The organism is Nostoc sp., from assembly GCF_036918245.1.
GTDB lineage: Bacteria > Cyanobacteriota > Cyanobacteriia > Cyanobacteriales > Nostocaceae > Nostoc.
On record NZ_JBALEF010000074.1, the window covers coordinates 16,275 to 34,439 of the forward strand.

The following is an 18,165-nucleotide window of genomic DNA, read 5'->3' on the forward strand; positions in this document are numbered from 1 at the left end:
TTTGACAAAGACTTAAGCCTTAAGTAAACCGTATTATCTTAGGGGAATCTTTGGGAGAAAAATATCACTAACACCAAGCGTATTGCCATTAATCAAGAGAAGGAAATTTGTGATGTTACTTGAACTCAATCAACTAATTGTTAGAGCCGGTCATCAGTTGTTGATTAAAGATGTCTCCTGGTCGGCATACAAACGCATTTTAGCGGAATTGGGAGACAATCGCAGTTCTCGCATAGGTTACAGTCAAGGGGTGTTGGAAATAATGGCTCCATTACCAGAGCATGAAGTAGCTAAAGTTATTATTGGCGACTTGCTGAAAGTATTATTAGAAGAACTCGATCTGGAATTTTGGAGTTTGGGTTCTACGACTTTTGATAAGGAAAATATGGATGCTGGGGTAGAACCCGACGATTGTTTCTATATCCAAAATGAAGCTATAATTAGGGGCAAAGATAGAATCAATTTAGAAACCGACCCGCCTCCAGATTTGGCTATTGAAATTGATATTACCTCCCGGACTCGTTTTAATAATTATCAAGCTTTGAGAGTACCGGAACTGTGGCGATGGAATGGAAGCAAGTTGGAAATCAACGTGCTGTTCGATGGTAAATATATGGAATCAAATACCAGTTCTATTTTTCCCAATATCCCAATTTTCCAAGCGATTCCCGAATATTTGATGCAGAGTAAAAGCAATGGCAGAAATGCGACAATGAAAGCATTTCGTGCGTGGATAAGACAGAAAATTAGTAGCCAGATTTAGTTGAAATTGTCATAAATGGCTACTCAAAAAGATTGTGACGCTCTTGTTCTGCATCTCCGTTAACAATTTTGATCAATTGCTTTTTGAGCAATACTTGTTTTTTATTCAGGATAAAAGCTACACCTACTGCCAGTAAAATTCCACCCGCACCCTGATGTTCGGGAACAGAAGTAGAGGGGGCGCTAAATTCATACTTTGCTAAAATTTCTTGCCCTTTTTGTGACAGGATATATTCAGCCAACTTTTCACCATCAGGATCGGCATTTTTCAGTGTAGTTAGTCCATAATTAGCTTTCGTTGCTAAATAGTCGGGTAGCTCTACTATTTGCAGATTTTCACCACCTTCTGTTGCTTGGGCAGTCTTGCCACTGGTGTAATAAGCTAAAAATATATCTGCCTGCTTTGTTTCTTCTAGAAAGTAGACTAAATTATTTTTGCCGTTAGGAACTATAGGAGCATTAGGATTACCACCTACTAACTGTAAAGCTTTATTCTTCAAAATTTTAGAGCTACCAGGTGTAACCCGATCGGACTTGTCAAATATCTCCCATGCATAGTTACCAGATGGATCTGCTATAGGCGTCGAAGTTCCCAACTTGATGTCGGGTTTTAGCAAAAAGTCCAACAAATTATCTGATGTGATACCAAGTCCCGATCTGACAACAGCAGTCATGCGGTTGCTAGTGAAGTTCACTACAGGTTCACTCAAATCTTCTTCAAACAATGTCTGAGGGTTATCAATATCTGCACTGGCAAAAACATCTGCGGATTTTCCAGTTTTGGAGAATTCTTGTTCTATAAATTCTCGTGTTAAACCTGACGGGCCAAATCGCGTTTCTACTGGAATCCCATATTTTTCGTCAAAAGATTCAGCTACTTCTGTGAGACTATCGCGCAAACTTCCAGCACCGTATAGCTTAACTGCAAATGCCTGAGTTGGCAAAGTCACACCGACAGCACAAGCTATCAGTGAAAAGGCAAAAAAATGCTTTTTCATAGTTGTTATATTATTGCGTTGCTATTCCGACTGAGTGAATTATCTGTAACCGATAGTGAAGTATGGGTTTTGGTAAATATCTAAAGTATTACCTCTGCCCATTAACTTTATAAATGAGTTCTGATATGTGCGTGGTTTGCAGTTAGAGTTATAGTACCAACTAAGTTGGAATAAATCAATCGCCCAACATCTTCAAACGCTGACTTTATCAAATTTTTAAGTTTGTCATCAGTTTTATTCATGGAGGCGTCAATCGTCCTGATGTTGCCCAGCCTATACTGAAATAACAGGCTGCACACAGATAATGTCCAGCAGCAAATAGTGCCTTGAGCAAACAGGTAAAATATTTGTAGAGTAATTATGTATACATTAAGACAAAGTAATAAATATCAAGAAATTTCAAAATTTAAAACCGCAAACAAATTAGGAGGTATTCTACATAATTACTTAGCAATCGCTAGCGGTTAGCATTCAAAACAATAGTTTATTTATACTCTGATACGGAGCTAGCAGCGAAAGTCGGGTAAACCTTAATTAGAATTGATAATTTTTTACTTTGTCGAAAATAAATTTTCATCTAGAGTAGGACAAAGATACCTACTGTTTACCACATACAAAAAAGCTAGCTGAAGCCTCTGGCTCATAGCTATGGGAAACCAAGCTTGATTCTTAAGAGTCTGGTTTCAAAATGGGTAACAGCAACATCACCTATCAGCTCGATCACCTATGCTAAAAGTTATGCACTCGGCCGCCAACTCAGCCACTCCAAATTCCCAGTGGGAGGATTTAATCAAGCTTCCAGCCCCAAACACAGTCCAATGGGACAATATCAAAACCCAATTAGACTTGGTGCTGTTGGCGCTAGAAACCTTAACTGGGATTGGTTCAGAGGCAATGCTTTCGGCGGCAACCGATCTGAATTTAGAGTCAAGAGTGCCAGACCGCGTAGCTTTATGGCGATTGCGCCAATCAAATCCTCTACGCAAAGGTCAAGGAGGGCGAAAAAAGCTAGATGTCGAAGAAGCGCGATCGCTTGTTTTGATCATCTGCTATCTAGCCAAACAGCACCAGGAATTGATTCGCCGCGCTGTCGGTCTGTTAGAACAAATGGCAGAAAATAACCGGGAACCTCACCAGGCTGCTTTACTTGGAGACTATATTGATGCTTTTTGCAACACCTACCAAGAGCGGATGGAAGAGGACGAGGAAATCTCAACGGATTTACTAACCAACCTGGCCCTAAAACTGCTTGTAGATTTACTTTTTTACAGCGCTCCTGGTGGGCATCGCCGTCTCTGGCTAGCACTTATAGACCGTTCAACAAAATTTTAAATTTTAGATTTGAAATTCTTCAACCAAAATTCGTTTTGAAAAGTTTGCTAGGTCAGGAAACTCTTTTGATGGTCATTAGCTCTTGGGCGATGCACTATCAGCAATGCTTCCTCCTTGCACGCCAGTTTGCACAACGGAAGGAACCTGACAAATTTCTGAGTGGACGAATCCAGCGTTCCAACTTTTCTTTACAAGCAACTGGCTCAATTTTTGCAAAATCCCAATATAGTCTTCTTTGTAGTTCCTGTCATGCCTCTATCAAATTCAGTTATTCGTTGCTACACACCACCGACTTGCACGCTAGAAGTATTCGCGCAAAGCTCACCTCTGTCTCGTTGGATGGGGAAAACTGTCCTCAAACATCTGAGTTTTGAGCTACGTTTTGACGATCCCCGACTACCAGAGGAACAAAGAGTTCCAATTCGGGGCGATCGCGAGCAACTCGAAGCTTTATGTGATGCTGTCACCAACTATGTACAGCAATTTCTCCAACAGTCTCCAGAAAGCTTTTGGGTCAGTTTCTCCAGAACCCAAGAGTCAAGCACAGCACTGGGTGAGCCGGAATTAAAGTCCTCAACAAAAACATTAAATGCTTTTAATACCCAGATTCCAGGGGCAAATATCCACTTAGAACCAAGCAGCTATTTAACTCACAACTTATTTCTCGGTTCTCTTGCCAACTATTCATCTGGCCCCGTAATTCAACTCAGTCTGCTGCAACTATTTGATTTGGCAAGTGCTTTAGATGAATACTCAACTGATGTCATGGCACTCCCAACTCTCAACAGCACAGGTTCGACTCTGAGGTTTCCTGCTTGGGCGCCTATTGCCGCAGTATTAGTATTAGGTGTAGGTTTTTTACCAGTTACTTGGCAATATGCTAACAATATTAGAGAAAAGCAACAGCAGACAGCCAAAACATCAGATTCAGCAGCAGTAAAGACTGCTCTAGAACCTTCATCCTCACTAAACTTTCCCACGCCTGAACCTGGGCTAACCCCTCCATCAAATAATTTGCTAGGTTCTACCCCTCCACTTTCCACATCCACTTTACCCCAAGCACCTCTAACAGCCCCTAGTTCTAGTAGTTTCTCTCCACCGCTACCAAATACATTGACAATACCTCAAGGGACGACTGCAACCCTTCCTAGTAATCGAGCGATTGCACCATCCAGCAAAATCCCAGGCAAGGAAATTGCCATATTACCAAATCTGGGACAGAATCCAACCGGGTCAAGTCCCCAAGTCGGTGCTATCCCTCAACTGCGGAATTTGCCACCCAGACTATCTTCTAACGCAAATAGCTTACCAACTAATATCTCACCAGTCCTGCCTCCATCTCTTGACACTATACCCAATAATAATCGTGTCAATAGCCCAACCCAACCCTCCCCACTAACCTCACAACAGCTAGACGAAAGAATCCGTTCCTTACAGCAATCTTCTCCTGGAGAAAAACCTACTTCACAACTTCCCTCCTCTAGAACTGCTGCTAATAATCCATTTATCGATCAATTAGGGGACACAGCTAAAAACCCCACATCCAGAGAAGTAGCTACTGGCACATTATTTGACACACCTCAAGTAGCAGAAGCTAGAGAATACCTAACAAAGCGTTGGCAACCACCTACTGGACTGGGACAAACATTAGAGTACAGTTTGATAGTTGGTGTTGACGGCGCAATTGAACGAATTTTTCCCCTTAATAAGGCAGCAAGAGAATTCGTTGATAACGCTGGGATGCCTGAAGTTGGTAAACCTTTTGTTTCCGCCAATAAAAATGGACAAAATGTCAGAATTCGAGTTGTTCTCAGCCCTGATGGCAAGGTACAGACCTTTCCAGATCAATAAGTAAACTCATCCTTTTAATGCCACTTGTAAAACTGGTACAAATCTTGTGCCAGTTTCTACTTACTACAATTTCTCTTGAGCTTATCTGTTGAAGTCCAGTTATGAAACTGGTCTTACTATTAATACCAGTAAACCTACCAATAAATATAATTACTGTTAACACCAATTCTTCAAAATTAAACTATAGATACAAGTCTGGAAACCCAGATTAAATCTTACGCTTCTTAATTACGAATTATCAAAGGTAAGAAATATGCAAACAATTGGTACCCAGAAAGACAGTGCAGCTTGGGTTATTCAAACTTGGGCAGCTTTTGTGATTTCTATTTCTATGACCACCTTCGGTATTGTAAACTTACCCGTAAATGGCTGGGTGAAAGGCTTTATAGGTATGGGTATGGCTTTCTCTGTTGGCTCAACTTTTACTTTGGCAAAAACTACTAGAGACTTGCACGAAACTAGAAGATTAACCGCTAGATTAGACGAGGCAAAAGTAGAAAAATTGCTTTCACAACACGATCCTCTAAATTTCAAATGAAGGGAGTTAGCCCTAACAGGGAATTCAAAATTATCCCTGCATCAGAAATTAACTATATGACGAAAAACAAAAGGACTGGATATACCAGTCCTTTATTAAATTGATTTAACGTTTTTATCTTAATAACGGGATTTTTTGGTCTTCAACTTTTGCTTTTTACGCCGACGTTCGCTAGCAACAACTGCCTGTTCTACCGGATAACCCACTAAAGGAATTACCTGATATTTACGTTCTTCTTCTAACTTTCTCAGTTCAGTGTAATCAACCCAATGAATGCAATCAACCGGACAAGTGTCAATTGCTTCTTGGATAATTTCCTCAGCGTCCCCATCTTGCCGAACCACGCGCGATCGCCCGTAATCTGGTTCAATGTAAAAGGTGTTACGCGCAACATGAGCGCAATGCTTGCAACCAATACAGGTGATTTCGTCAACATAAACACCATTTTGGCGTAGCATACCACCCAATTCCGGTTCCAAACCAGAACGTTCTGGGGCATCCCGTAAAAAACCCCCTAATTCTGGTTCCAAACCGGAACGGTTCTCTTCTTGTTCTTCCGGCGACGGCAGAAAATCAGCCATTACGCACTCCAGCGCTGTACTACCAGGCGAATTGAACCATCTTCATTTTTTTGTTGTTCAGAGACTTGAAAACCAACACGAGCGGTTTCTTTCACGACTGTTTGATAAGCATAGCGCTGTGTTACCTGGCGCAAAAATCCATCTACAGATAAATCTTGCTGCCAATATTGCAAGTCAGCCACCAGTTCATATTCTTTGCCATTCCATCTAAAACCGATGTCGTAGCCATTTTCCTGCTCAATACTAACTTCTGCAGGATGGGTTTGACCGCGATAGCCACGGACTTCGCGTGGGCCGGGTTTCCAGTCTACGCCCAATTCAGTCAAAGCATCTTTCAAAGAATCAAGGTTACGGATTTGAGTCTTAATTTGGCTAAAGTGTGACATGATGGTTGTGAATTAATAACATTAAACTACTGTGAAAACTTACCAATCGCTGTAAGTGGTGTGTGTATTCGCCACATTAGATTGCTGCACCTTCGCGGCGAAATATTCTGAGGTTGGCTCATGATTAAGTACTTGCCCCAACTGTGCCTCTATTGCCGCTGTAACTTCAGCGCAAGAAGCACCTACAATGCCAGTGACTTTCTCTTGTACCCGACCGTCTGGATAAATTATGAACTCTAATGTCTCCATTCTTTTGGCCAACCAGGATAAGTACGCTTAAATTGTACTGCCTTAGCAGAAGGCTACAAATATAGCCGTAGGAACATATTTAGATACAAACTTGCCATTTGTTAACTAATGTTCCATGTTTCAACATATATATCTCAGAATCTTTACAAAACTTATTAATATTATAAGCACACACATCAGTATTTAGTTAGTTTCTCTTAACCTCATTGATTAGTCAAGGTAAAAACTGGAGCTAGCGAAGTAAGCTGCAAAAGTCCTAAAAATAAGCATTAGAGGTAGTATAGCCAGCAAAGCAATTCACAAAAATATAAAATTTATTGAAAAACTTTATTCTTAGCATTCCATTTAGCTTATTATATTAGGATTTTCCAGAGCGTAGTCTCAGGTCTACAGCAAGATAGTGGGGTATACTTACGTAGCCATTAGTGACTTCAGCTGGCATTGGGTGTAAAGGAATTTTTAAACTGCGTTCGCCTTTTTCTGCCATTGGTGAGATTGACCAACCTCGACCTAGACAGTTAAAACATGTATAAGTTTGCCCCAGCTTGGGAGAAAGAACAAATAGTCTTTGGTGCTGCGCGGCCTGGATACACTGACAAGAAGGTTCAGGATTGGATAGAATTCATGAAGCGCCAAGATATCAAGCGTGTTTGCTGTCTTCTTGCTGAACAACAGCTAGCTTCTTACTCTGATCTGCTAAACATATACAAACAGGAATTTGGGAATCAGCTAGTTTGTTGGGCACCAATTGCAGATTTCCATTTATCTGATTTAGAAACCCTCACACAGAAAATACTTCCTTTCTTAATAGAAGCCGATAAACAAAATGAGAAAGTCGTTGTACACTGTTCTGGTGGAATTGGACGCACTGGACATGTGTTAGCGGCATGGCTAGTTAGTGTCCGAGGATTATCAAATCAAGCTGCAATGCTGTCAAAAGAACAGGAAGAAATTCTTATGAAGCTGCGATCGTAGCTATGTTTAGAGGTAGAAATCCCTTGACAGTTGTAAAAGAACTTAACGTGCTTCTGAATGATTGCCGTCTCGTAGTGCATAAAACATTTTAAGTTTACTATTATCCTGTTTAATTAGTCTATTGACGAGGTGAATCTGTGGAAACCAGATGTTGAAGATAACCAGAGATATTATATAATTCGCATTCATAGATAATTGGTATAATCATTGCGGTGGAATCTCATAAGCATCCGGTTGATAGAATTATTAGGCATATTATTCAGCAAACATTTCAGCTAAAGTATCTAAAACTGCTTTTTGTTCATCAGAGTCAATCTGACCTAGCTTTTTGACTAATCGAGTTTTGTCAACTGTACGAATTTGATCCAGAACGATTTGCCCATCCTTGCCCTGAAACTCACAAGCAACACGAGTCGGATAAGACTGTCCTTTAGTTGTCATCGGAGCAACAATAACCGTGGCAATATATTTATTCATCTCATCTGGTGAAATTACTACACAGGGTCTTGTCTTCTGAATCTCACTGCCAACGGTTGGATTGAGGTTAACCAAAAACACATCAAATCGATTGACTACCACTCCCACTCTAGATGCTCCCACTCTGTAGTTACCGCATCATCGAGCAGTGCATCGTCGTATTGCTTCGCCATTGTTGCAAATGCTTCCTCCCATCCCTGACGCGATAGAGAGGCAGCACGGACAATTAGGTGACAATCTTGAATTTCAATTTCCACCTCTTCACCAATACCACTTTGTTCCAACAGCAGTTTAGGAATGCGGATACCTTGAGAGTTCCCGATTTTAACAATACGGGTTCTAATTGCTGTCCCCATAAGAATATTTGTCCTGAATTGTAATTACATTGTGATTACTTATCGGAATTTTGTCAAGAAGTGCTCAATTTTTCAATAATTTTTAATGCGATTGCTCTCAAAATTACCATAGGCGATCGCTTTGCTGGTATATGTTTAAAGAGATTTCAATGCGGTATTTCATGAATCGGCTGGCAGATTATACTTGCGACGCTGCTCGTCAGCAAAATCATCAAATGAATGGAATCTACCCGCTTCAAAGTCTTCTAATCCTTGCTGAATACCCTTAATAGCTGCTTCTGAGTCTTCCACCTCCCACTCTAGGACAGCCTCTAGCAATTGTGCTGCAACGAAACTAACATCTTGTCCTTGCTGTGCAGCTTTCTCGCGTAGTCGTGCTTCTAATTCTGGGCTAAGGGAAACAATGATCGCCATAATCGGATATTTTGTGGAAGGTTTATAGATATGATTTTATTTCAGAATATCTGATAAAGCTGCGTAGGCGTAGCCAGCCGTAGGCATCGCTCTAGGCACAACAACTTATGCTGTCACTATTGGCCTTACTGAATCAGGAGATGCTGGCTCAAAATGTAACACCATAATTTTCTCCGGGCGTAAACCGACAGATTCGTATGTGCGCCCATTGCGATCGCTAAATTCAACTTCAAAAGCAGCACCACCAGCTAATAATTCTACTACTGTGCCAACTTGACCACGGTACAGGTTGTATTCAGGCAGATCAACTGTCAGTGCTACTGCATCCAGCAACTTGATTGTATTTTTACTCATCTCCCTAGAGATTTCCATATTCTCAATAATTTTTGATGCGATCGCTCTCAAAATTAGCATAGGCGATCGAACTCTACTCTAATAATTAAATTGACTGCAACCACCCTAAAAAGTCTCGCGTACTTGCAACATATTTTTTTATTCCTGCTTCACCCAATATTTGTTTAATCTCTTTTGTACCAAAGTCTTTAGAATTTCCACTTAACAAAACTTTATGATCATCTAAAGATGTTTTGGCATGAGCAAGAATACAATGTAGAATTAAGTTATCTGTCGGATCAGGAATAAGTTGTTGATTAAGGCTAGTAATAAGTATAGATGATTATAAATTTATTAATTATACATTATTAGCAGCCCATTTCAAAACTCCAAAAAGGCGGTTTTCAATATCATTAGTCATTGCTTCATTATGAATTTTTGCGGTTTGAAGAGAACGCAAAATTTCCGCAGAAGATTCTGAATTGATATTTCCTTTCAGTTCGTTTCTTTCTCTCTCTAACCTTTCTGTAAAACTATGTCTTCTTCTGCGTTCATCTTCTAGAACAGAAAGAGATTCCATACAAGAAATTGCAGGAATTACAATTGTAATTTGCGATATTTGCTCATTTATTTGAGGATAAATTAAAACATCAGAATCTTGATCTTGGTTTTTAGCGAAACCAATGAAAAAGTTAGTTTCAAGATAAAGTGTAGTCACTAGTTTTTCTACCCTTATGCTGCATCTGCCAGCTTTTGTACAAAATCTATTTGTTTTAACTCTTGTAATTTAGGAGGATTATCTGTTTTCCAGTTATATGCTAAATCTCTTAACCAACTCTCAACTAATATTTCTAGATAAGACTTAGAAATCCTCTTGCTTGCAAATTTTGAATCGTATTCAGACATAACTTCGTGAGTTGGGAAAGTGTAGAGAGTCTCTAGATTTTTACCATCCCATTTAAAAAAAATAATGTTTTCAGGGGTAGCAGTCATAGCATAAGGAACTATGACTTGATTATGTTCATACTCGAACTTGAGAATTTCTTCTACTTTTGATTTAATATCTTCTTGAATATCTCTTGATCTAATTTTTGATACTAAAAGTTTTTGTCCATTTTTATTCCAACCTGTAATGTCTGATACCTCTATTGTTTTGTCAGTAAGTTTTTCAACGTCCATTTTTAAGATCCTTGTGACATTGACTATTTTAAACAGCATATTAATTATAGGTTATGGGCGATCGCTCTTTCCTCTATATCCTGGTGCAGTGCTTCAAACCATGATGAGACAGCTAACGGCAAAAGTTAGCGGCAGCATATAACCTAGAACACTCAACTCATCGCTTTGGTGAAGGCAAGGAACCCCCGAAATCTCCGCCGTCCCAATCAGAGCTATCAAGCCAGCCATCATCCTCAGCATCCCACAACAACATATATGCAAGTAACAAAGTATTGAGAAATCGCTCTACAGGAATTTCCCAGTGTCTAGCCATCTTGTCTAATTGCACTTTTGCTACTGAATTCGATGATGCAAAACATTGCAACACATCATCGTGGCTACAAGACCATCCAGAAATAAATTTATCAAAATAAGGTTTATATTTCTCTGTTGGATGATGTTTCTTAAAGTTAGTAAAGCGAACTTCTTTAAAGAAGTCTAGTTTTAGACCAGCAACAAGCCCATCAGAATCTTTACCATCAATATAGTAATAAAGTGAAGTACCTTGACCATTAAAACTGCGAACAGCACGAATGATTCTGGGAGCGACGAAATCATCTCCCTCGAAATCAGCGAGAACATCCTTTATTGCCATACAAACCGTGTTGAGTACTCAAGTATTATTCTTAGGGTTCCCAAATTAGAACAAATATATTTTTATGATTAAAACTAAAGTTACCAGCCAAGATTGCCTGTTAAAAAACTCTCTTGCAACGTAAAAACCCATAAAAATAAACCCTAATTAACTTTTATAGCAATCAGCCAAGACGGTAAATACTGAAAGCTGTTAACTCAACTCCACAAATTGACAAAGAACTTGCGGGCGCTGAGTAGACTGCGATCGCTGTCAGTGATACTTTGCCCATCAATAACCTTGCCACCACTCTAGTGAGTTTCTTTTTACTCTGATTCAAATTTATGCCAGAAGTCTATTGACTTCTGGCAAATCTATTGAGAAGCTAATAGTTAGATTTACTAATTAATAGAAGTGCATCAAACTTGTGACAATACTGACGGGAAAAATAAATCGATCGCAACTTCCTAGCGAACCAAAACTGTTGATTTTAGAAACTCAGGGACTCACACGCCGTTTTGGGAAGTTAACTGCTGTTAATAACCTGAGCATATCTGTGGAACAGGGGGAAGTGTTTGGACTGCTTGGCCCCAATGGCGCAGGGAAAAGTACAGTTATTAAAATGTTGACAACCTTACTGCCTATCAGTGCAGGGAAAGCAACCTTAGCTGGCTATGACGTGGCTCGTCAATCTAATCCTGTGAGACGGGCTATCGGCTATGTACCCCAAGCACTGTCTGCTGATGGTAGTCTAACTGGTTACGAAAATCTCTTAATCTTCGCCAAGCTGTATGGAATACCTGCCAAAGGACGCGATCGCCGCATCTATGAAATTCTAGAATACATGGGTTTGCAAGATGCGGCGAAACGCTTGGTACGAAACTACTCTGGTGGGATGATCCGCAAGCTGGAAATTGGCATATCAGTTCTACATCAACCCCAAATTCTGTTTCTTGATGAGCCGACTGTCGGACTAGATCCCATCGCTCGAACTCAAGTATGGCAGCTTGTACTACAACTCTGTGTTGATTACGGCACAACTATATTTTTAACAACCCACTTTTTAGAAGAAGCAGACAGCTTATGTAACCGAGTGGCAATTATGCAGCAAGGTGAAGTCGTTACCACAGGTACACCAAGCGACTTAAAAGCTTCTTTAGATAACCCAAATGCAACTTTGGATGATGTCTTTATTCACTATACAGGCGACCAGTTAACATCAGGAGTGAACTACCGTGACACAGCAAGAACCAGACATACTGCTCAACGGTTGGGTTAAAGCACCACCCACTATCGGAGTAAATTTGATCTCTGCAATTAAAGAGCTAGTTACGAAAACCCTGGCGATCGCAGAATTAGAAATACGTAAACTCCGCCACGATCCCACTGATTTAATAGTTCGAGCTGTGCAACCAGCTTTATGGCTCCTAATCTTTGGGCAAGTTTTCTCCCGCACTCGTGCGATTCCCACAGGAAACTTACCCTATTTGGACTTCATTTCTGCTGGCATCTTGGCTCAGAGTATTTTGTTTGTGGCAATTTTCAGTGGTGGAATGACGCTAATCTGGGAGCGAGATTTAGGGATTGTACATAAATTTTTAGCTAGTCCTACACCCCGTGTAGCGATGGTGTTGGGCAAAGGTCTAGCATGTGGGGTACGGTGTTTATCTCAGGTAATATTCATTTACGGATTGTCATTTTTATTAGGTGTCAAACTAAATCTTCATCCCTTAGCTATTCTCCAAGTGCTACTGCTGGTGATGCTGGGGGCAGGAACATTTTGTATTTTCTCATTAATTATTGGCTGTTTGGTGAAAAGCCGAGAAAGGATGACGGGTATTGGACAATTGTTAACCATGCCGTTATTTTTTGCTAGCAATGCCATATATCCGATCTCGTTGATGCCCAGTTGGTTAAAGTTCATTTCCCATTTAAATCCCCTGACTTATGAGGTTGACGGCTTACGCAGCACCATGCTGTTAAACGGCACTAGCATCTATGGCTTTGGTCTGGATTGTACAATTCTCTTATTAACATTAATAATTTTGGCCATCATTGGTGGAAAGCTTTATCCACGGGTGGCCATGTAACTAGGAGAACAACAAGCCCATGACCTTGGATAAACCTAATCAAGGTGCAACTTCCGAAGAATGTGCCGCTAGAGTAATGGAAACAGTTCCATTAGTGATGCGGTTTATCCGAGCGGATATGCGTGCCCATAGTGCCGCTTTTTTATCTATACCTCAATTGCGATCGCTAGCATTTATCAATCGGAATCCCGGTGCTTCATTGTCTGATCTGGCAGAACATTTAGGTGTCACCTCTGCCACGGCATCAGCAACCATTGAACGTTTGGTACAACGCGACTTTGTGAAACGGATTGCTCATCCTCAAGAGCGACGGCGGGTGCTGCTCAATTTAACTGAAGATGGAAAACACCATCTCAAACAATCCCAAGATCAAACTCGCGCTCATATTACCGACTTGCTGAAAGGTCTTACAGAAGACCAAATTTCCAACATTGAAGAAGGCTTAACTCTACTAAAAAATGTCTTCGAGAAAACAGAACTCAAAGCCCCATAACTTAGAGGTTGCACAACACGATCCCTTTGCAGCCTTTAAGTTTCGAGACTATCGGCTATTTACCATTGGACGGCTAGTGCTGTTCGTGGGATCGCAAATGCAAACTGTAGCGATTGGCTGGGAACTCTATGAGCGGACTAACTCAGCGATCGCTTTAGGCGGTGTAGGACTGGCGCAAGTTTTGCCGATGATTGTTCTCACCTTAATTGCCGGAGATGTTGCCGATCGCCGCGATCGCAAAGTGACCATGTTACTCTCGGTAATGCTGCTAGCTCTCTGCTCCCTAGCTTTAGGGGTACTTTCCTATACTCAAGGTGCAATTTTTCTAATTTACGCCTGTTTGGTATTAACGGGTGTAGCGAGGGCATTTCTTAAACCTGCCAGTGATGCTCTGATGTGGCAATTAATACCTGTCAGCGCCTTTACCAATGCAGCTACTTGGAATAGTAGTAGCTTTCAATTGGCTGCTGTTATTGGCCCAGCCTTCGGAGGATTTGGGATTGCGCTGTTAGGAAGTGCTACAGGAGTTTATGTATTAGCAGCGATCGCAGCGTTGCTATGTTTTATTTTAACGCTGGCGATCAAAGAGCAAAAAAGTATTCGCTCAACCGAACCAATTTCATTTAAAGCACTTGCAGCCGGTGCTAAATTTGTTTGGCAGAATCAGTTGATTTTAGCAGCGATTACATTGGATATGTTTGCTGTATTGTTGGGTGGTGCGATCGCGCTCCTCCCGATTTTTGCCAAAGATATTTTACATGTGGGGCCAGTGGAATTGGGATACTTACAAGCAGCTCACTCCATCGGTGCTTTGACTATGGCTATCACCCTGGCGTATTTACCACCGTTACGCAAAGCAGGGCCAGCCTTATTATGGTCAGTGGTTGGCTTTGGGGTTGTAACAATTATCTTTGGGCTTTCTCGTTCCTTTTGGCTGTCTATGTTGATGCTGATCCTTGGTGGCGCACTAGATAGTATTAGCGTTGTGATTCGCCATACATTAGTTCAAATCAGAACGCCGGATCATTTGCGTGGTCGGGTTGCTGCTATTAATAGCGTGTTTATTAGTGCCTCTAATGAATTGGGGGGCTTTGAATCAGGCTTGACTGCTGCTTTATTTGGCCCAGTGATTTCCGTTGTGGGTGGTGGAATTGGCACAATTGTAGTGGTGATTGCTACAGCCATGATTTGGCCAGGAATTCGTAAGTTAGGGGCTTTGCAGGAATATAAATAGAATTCTGTCTGATTTTAATTCCTGCATTTTGTACCTCAGTTACTTGCAAACTGCTGTAAAAATAAAAATGGTAGTATCAGATGATGAAGTAATAGCTACTACCATTTATTCCATAGATAATATTTATCCCACCCCAGCAAGAGATAACAATCAGGATATGTTAGCTTTTGCATCAGGTGGGATTTTTGTTTAGCGACGCACATCGCGTAATTAGAAGGTAGACAAACCCAGAATTTTGGGAGAATTTATAACTTCAATTCGCCCTTCAAGTTATGCTGGCACTAAGCAGTTGGCAAACCGCCACCACCATTACCAAATGGTATATTGCCTCCTTGTGGAATTCCATACTTAGTAAAGTCGAAGCTGCCTTCTTGTGGAATTCCATAACTAGCGGAATCGAAGCTGCCAGCCGTTGGGATGCCAGAGCTACCCAAACTAAAGCTGCCTTCTTTTGGAATACCATACTTAGCAGGATCGAAGCTGCCTTCTTTTGGAATACCATACTTATCCAAATCGAAGCTGTCAGCCGTTGGGATACCATACTTAGCAGGATCGAAGCTGCCTTCTTTTGGAATACCATACTTATCCAAATCAAAGCTGTCAGCCGTTGGGATGCCAAAAGCACCTCCAGGTGCGAAAGGATCGCTGAGGTTGCTAGCCTGACCACCACCATTAACGATATTACCAAAAACAGAATTTGAATCAGATGCCATTAGAGTTAATCCTCCTATTAGGATATAAATTCTGCTTCATTAATAAATGTTAAAAAAGCATAGTTAAGCTTATACCAATTTAAAAAATGATTGCGACAGATGGATAGATAAAATTTAGATATCCTAAGCGGTTTACAATCCAAAATCTAAAATGGTATTATTTTGTAGCTTTTTTTGCTTTTATAATTACTAATCTTGAGCTTCTCTTACTGAATTACAGAGTGTTTTTATGAAATTTACTGACTAAAATAAACCTGCAATTAATGCTGGTTATGCCAACAAATATAAAAAAATTAACTTATTCTTACAATGAAAAATCTTTAGATGCTTGTGCCAAATCTTTAGATGCTTATGTCAAATTTTTAGATAATTTTACTACTGAAATTTGCAGGGTAAGATCATTGAAATTGGTATGAATTGCACTTGACAAATGGGTAAAGCTGGACAGTTAGACATGGATTTGTCGTTTGTCTGTTTTCAAGCTGATTTAAAGAAGGGGTTTGTGACAGTACAAAATCGCTTGAAAAGAGAACCTTTGGAGGAGTATATTCGCCCCATTGGTGGTGGATATTTCTTCACCTTACCTGGGGTTAAAGCTGTTGGAGTTATCTTGGTAAGTCATTACTAAAAACGTAGATTTATCTTTAATTTTTAATTTTTTGACGGTGGTTAGCAGCTTGTAATAACAGAGATTCGGCAAAAGCGATCGCATCAGTTGCAGATTTACCACCAGCTAACTGCGCTAGTTCTTCCCGACGGGTGTTTAAATTATCCAAGGTAGTAACTCTGACAACGGTACGCTGTTCGGCACTGTCATCGTTAGATTTTTTACCTTTGCCTTGATTAATAGTTTGCTTATCTACACGAAAATGCCGATCGGCCATTGCCGCAACTAAAGGTTGATGCGTAACACATAACACCTGGTTGCGTTGACTTAGCTGGTATAATTTTTCCGCGATCGCTTGGGCTACCCTTCCCGAAACCCCGACATCAATTTCATCAAATACCATAGTTCCAGCAACATCAACCTGAGAAAAACAAGCTTTCAGCGCTAGTAAAAAACGGCTCATTTCTCCACCAGAGGCAACTTCTGTTAAAGGTTGCAGTGGTTCTCCAGGATTGGAACTAAATGTAAAGGTAATTTTGTCTGCTCCCATCGCAGTTGGGAAAGCTGGTAATATTTCAACCAAAAATTTCACCTTTTCCATCGCTAGGGGCTTGAGTTCAGCTATCAAACGTGATTCTAAATTAGCAGCCGCCTTACTCCGCAATTGAGTTAACTGATTACTTGCTTGGGTGAGTTTCTCAAAACACGCCTTTTCTTGCTGTTCCAGACTTTCGATAGATTGTTCGCTGTCGTTGAGTTGGGCTAATTCTGCTTGGATACGTTGGTAATAGGCGATCGCTTCTGTAAGTGTCGGTCCATACTTGCGGCAAATTTGCTTTAACTCCTGAATTCGTTCTTCCACCTCTTCCAACCGCTGCGGATCGGCTTCCAAACCGTCCCCATAAGCGTTAATTTGCCTTCCCACTTCCATTACCGCAGCTTGCGCGTCCCGTACCAATTCCAACAGGTATTGCAGTTGGGTATCGTATTCCACCATGTCATTTAATGTCGCCTCACTGTCTCCCAATAAATCTGCGGCGGCTGGGGTTTCATTATCATTTTGATACAAAGCCTGATAAACTTTGTAACTCATCTGTTGCAAATCGACGACGTGATTTAGGCGTTCCCGTTCTTGTCCTAACTGTTCCAATTCATCAGGTTCAGTGAGATTGGCTGTTCCCAGTTCCTGCACTTGATAGGTGAGCAAGTCAAATTGTTGCAACCGTTCCCGTTCTGATGTCCGGCGTTTTTCTAGTGCTAAATGCGCCTGTTGGTAAGTACTGAAGCTGGTGGCAACTTTATGACGTTGCTGCATCAAGGAGTCGCCGCCATATAAATCTAGCCAGTCGCGGACTTGGGCAGATTGTCCCACTTGTACCGTTTGACCTTGGGCTGTGATTTCCACCAAGCGATCGCGCATTCCTACCATGATCTGCCGATTTACCAACACACCATTCACCCGCGATCGACTGCGGACATTACTAGCAGTGGCTGTGATTTCTCGGCTAATAACTACAGAATTTTCATCAAGCAAATCTATTTCTTGTTCAGTCAACCAAGCGGCTAGAGGGGCGTTTGAAGTGAAAGTAGCTTCAACCATCGCCCGACTTGTCCCCGTGCGAATAACTCTACTAGAGACTTTACCGCCCAAAGCGGCATCAATGGCATCCAAGATAATCGATTTTCCCGCGCCGGTTTCACCTGTTAACACATTTAGTCCCGCGCCAAATTCCAATTCCAGTTGGTCAATGAGGGCAAAGTTTTCAATTCGCAGGCAAAGCAACATCAAGCCAAATTCTCCATAAGGGCAGATGCCAGATACTTCTAACTTACAAGACAATAAATATGATCTTTCAGCAACTAGCAATACCTACTACTATTGAACTAGTATGCCCGTTTAAGTGTAGCAGACCTATTACTACTAGGGGGCAGGGGGAGATGAAAAAAAAATAACCAATCCCTAATGCCCCATTCCCAATTCCCA

General features: G+C 41.0%; 24 protein-coding genes and 1 pseudogene. 12 read left to right on the top strand and 13 right to left on the bottom strand.

Annotated elements, in window-relative coordinates; genetic code table 11:
- The first annotated feature begins 112 nt into the window (after positions 1-112).
- Positions 113-763, top strand: coding sequence for a Uma2 family endonuclease (locus V7L12_RS21485; protein WP_335087402.1), 651 nt, complete (start codon positions 113-115; stop codon positions 761-763).
- A gap of 19 nt (positions 764-782) precedes the next feature.
- Here V7L12_RS21485 and V7L12_RS21490 read toward each other — a convergent pair whose 3' ends face one another.
- A complete protein-coding gene (locus V7L12_RS21490; RefSeq protein WP_335087341.1) occupies positions 783-1,760 on the bottom strand; it encodes a molybdate ABC transporter substrate-binding protein in 978 nt (325 codons plus the stop codon).
- A 726-nt stretch (positions 1,761-2,486) separates the two neighbouring features.
- Here V7L12_RS21490 and V7L12_RS21495 point away from each other — a divergent pair.
- The 3 genes from V7L12_RS21495 to V7L12_RS21505 all read left to right on the top strand — a co-directional run bounded on the left by V7L12_RS21495 (position 2,487) and on the right by V7L12_RS21505 (position 5,481).
- On the top strand, positions 2,487-3,092 hold the full coding sequence (locus tag V7L12_RS21495) for a DUF3038 domain-containing protein (RefSeq protein WP_334816628.1): 606 nt from the start codon (positions 2,487-2,489) through the stop codon (positions 3,090-3,092).
- A 249-nt stretch (positions 3,093-3,341) separates the two neighbouring features.
- Positions 3,342-4,943 (top strand): DUF4335 domain-containing protein, encoded by a 1,602-nt coding sequence (locus V7L12_RS21500; protein ID WP_335087404.1) that lies wholly within the window; start codon positions 3,342-3,344, stop codon positions 4,941-4,943.
- A gap of 253 nt (positions 4,944-5,196) precedes the next feature.
- Positions 5,197-5,481, top strand: a complete 285-nt coding sequence (locus V7L12_RS21505; protein WP_335087343.1) for a YiaA/YiaB family inner membrane protein — start codon at positions 5,197-5,199, stop codon at positions 5,479-5,481.
- 119 nt (positions 5,482-5,600) lie between these two features.
- Here V7L12_RS21505 and V7L12_RS21510 read toward each other — a convergent pair whose 3' ends face one another.
- The 3 genes from V7L12_RS21510 to V7L12_RS21520 are packed head-to-tail and all read right to left on the bottom strand — an operon-like array spanning position 5,601 to position 6,697.
- Entirely contained in the window at positions 5,601-6,062 is a 462-nt protein-coding gene (locus V7L12_RS21510) for a ferredoxin (RefSeq protein ID WP_334816622.1), read from the bottom strand.
- On the bottom strand, positions 6,062-6,448 hold the full coding sequence (locus V7L12_RS21515) for a DUF1257 domain-containing protein (RefSeq protein ID WP_012406942.1): 387 nt from the start codon (positions 6,446-6,448) through the stop codon (positions 6,062-6,064). Before V7L12_RS21515 ends, V7L12_RS21510 begins: the two co-directional genes overlap by 1 nt.
- A gap of 39 nt (positions 6,449-6,487) precedes the next feature.
- Positions 6,488-6,697 (bottom strand): DUF2997 domain-containing protein, encoded by a 210-nt coding sequence (locus V7L12_RS21520; RefSeq protein ID WP_012406943.1) that lies wholly within the window; start codon positions 6,695-6,697, stop codon positions 6,488-6,490.
- Between the two features lie 525 nt (positions 6,698-7,222).
- On the opposite strand from V7L12_RS21520, the pseudogene V7L12_RS21525 reads away from it, so the two are divergent.
- Positions 7,223-7,764: pseudogene (locus V7L12_RS21525) on the top strand (protein-tyrosine phosphatase family protein).
- Between the two features lie 163 nt (positions 7,765-7,927).
- Here the strand turns inward: V7L12_RS21525 and V7L12_RS21530 are convergent.
- The 6 genes from V7L12_RS21530 to V7L12_RS21555 form a co-directional block, all read right to left on the bottom strand.
- Positions 7,928-8,251: a type II toxin-antitoxin system PemK/MazF family toxin gene (locus V7L12_RS21530; protein WP_335087345.1), complete on the bottom strand. Its 324-nt coding sequence runs from the start codon at positions 8,249-8,251 to the stop codon at positions 7,928-7,930.
- On the bottom strand, positions 8,245-8,505 hold the full coding sequence (locus V7L12_RS21535; protein ID WP_335087347.1) for an AbrB/MazE/SpoVT family DNA-binding domain-containing protein: 261 nt from the start codon (positions 8,503-8,505) through the stop codon (positions 8,245-8,247). Before V7L12_RS21535 ends, V7L12_RS21530 begins: the two co-directional genes overlap by 7 nt.
- Positions 8,506-8,664: 159 nt before the next feature.
- Positions 8,665-8,919, bottom strand: coding sequence for a hypothetical protein (locus V7L12_RS21540; protein ID WP_335087348.1), 255 nt, complete (start codon positions 8,917-8,919; stop codon positions 8,665-8,667).
- 105 nt (positions 8,920-9,024) lie between these two features.
- A complete protein-coding gene (locus V7L12_RS21545; RefSeq protein ID WP_335087406.1) occupies positions 9,025-9,273 on the bottom strand; it encodes a DUF4926 domain-containing protein in 249 nt (82 codons plus the stop codon).
- Positions 9,274-9,610: 337 nt separating this feature from the next.
- On the bottom strand, positions 9,611-9,970 hold the full coding sequence (locus V7L12_RS21550) for a PIN domain-containing protein (protein WP_335087350.1): 360 nt from the start codon (positions 9,968-9,970) through the stop codon (positions 9,611-9,613).
- A 14-nt stretch (positions 9,971-9,984) separates the two neighbouring features.
- Entirely contained in the window at positions 9,985-10,431 is a 447-nt protein-coding gene (locus V7L12_RS21555; RefSeq protein ID WP_335087352.1) for a hypothetical protein, read from the bottom strand.
- A 13-nt stretch (positions 10,432-10,444) separates the two neighbouring features.
- Here V7L12_RS21555 and V7L12_RS21560 point away from each other — a divergent pair, with 13 nt between their 5' ends.
- The gene (locus V7L12_RS21560) at positions 10,445-10,573 is read left to right on the top strand and encodes a hypothetical protein (protein ID WP_335087354.1); all 129 of its coding nucleotides are present in this window, start codon (positions 10,445-10,447) and stop codon (positions 10,571-10,573) included.
- 15 nt (positions 10,574-10,588) lie between these two features.
- Here the strand turns inward: V7L12_RS21560 and V7L12_RS21565 are convergent, their stop codons facing one another.
- Positions 10,589-11,065, bottom strand: a complete 477-nt coding sequence (locus V7L12_RS21565) for a hypothetical protein (RefSeq protein WP_335087356.1) — start codon at positions 11,063-11,065, stop codon at positions 10,589-10,591.
- A gap of 406 nt (positions 11,066-11,471) precedes the next feature.
- On the opposite strand from V7L12_RS21565, the gene V7L12_RS21570 reads away from it, so the two are divergent.
- The 5 genes from V7L12_RS21570 (at position 11,472) to V7L12_RS21590 (ending at position 15,054) form a co-directional block, all read left to right on the top strand.
- The gene (locus V7L12_RS21570; protein ID WP_335087358.1) at positions 11,472-12,323 is read left to right on the top strand and encodes an ABC transporter ATP-binding protein; all 852 of its coding nucleotides are present in this window, start codon (positions 11,472-11,474) and stop codon (positions 12,321-12,323) included.
- Positions 12,280-13,134 carry an ABC transporter permease gene (locus V7L12_RS21575; protein WP_335087360.1) on the top strand — a complete coding sequence of 285 codons (855 nt, stop codon included), beginning with the start codon at positions 12,280-12,282 and terminating at the stop codon, positions 13,132-13,134. The genes V7L12_RS21570 and V7L12_RS21575 overlap by 44 nt, the downstream gene beginning before the upstream one ends.
- A gap of 19 nt (positions 13,135-13,153) precedes the next feature.
- Entirely contained in the window at positions 13,154-13,627 is a 474-nt protein-coding gene (locus V7L12_RS21580) for a MarR family winged helix-turn-helix transcriptional regulator (RefSeq protein ID WP_229493734.1), read from the top strand.
- The gene (locus V7L12_RS21585) at positions 13,593-14,861 is read left to right on the top strand and encodes an MFS transporter (protein ID WP_335087362.1); all 1,269 of its coding nucleotides are present in this window, start codon (positions 13,593-13,595) and stop codon (positions 14,859-14,861) included. The genes V7L12_RS21580 and V7L12_RS21585 overlap by 35 nt, the downstream gene beginning before the upstream one ends.
- A gap of 67 nt (positions 14,862-14,928) precedes the next feature.
- Positions 14,929-15,054, top strand: coding sequence for a hypothetical protein (locus tag V7L12_RS21590; protein WP_334816569.1), 126 nt, complete (start codon positions 14,929-14,931; stop codon positions 15,052-15,054).
- Positions 15,055-15,142: 88 nt separating this feature from the next.
- On the opposite strand, the gene V7L12_RS21595 is transcribed toward V7L12_RS21590, so the two are convergent.
- On the bottom strand, positions 15,143-15,574 hold the full coding sequence (locus V7L12_RS21595; protein ID WP_335087364.1) for a hypothetical protein: 432 nt from the start codon (positions 15,572-15,574) through the stop codon (positions 15,143-15,145).
- A gap of 430 nt (positions 15,575-16,004) precedes the next feature.
- Between V7L12_RS21595 and V7L12_RS21600 the strand changes: the two genes are divergently transcribed.
- Positions 16,005-16,202 carry a hypothetical protein gene (locus V7L12_RS21600; RefSeq protein ID WP_334816565.1) on the top strand — a complete coding sequence of 66 codons (198 nt, stop codon included), beginning with the start codon at positions 16,005-16,007 and terminating at the stop codon, positions 16,200-16,202.
- Between the two features lie 16 nt (positions 16,203-16,218).
- On the opposite strand, the gene recN is transcribed toward V7L12_RS21600, so the two are convergent.
- Entirely contained in the window at positions 16,219-17,967 is a 1,749-nt protein-coding gene (gene recN / locus V7L12_RS21605) for a DNA repair protein RecN (protein WP_335087407.1), read from the bottom strand.
- Between the last annotated feature and the right edge of the window lie 198 nt (positions 17,968-18,165).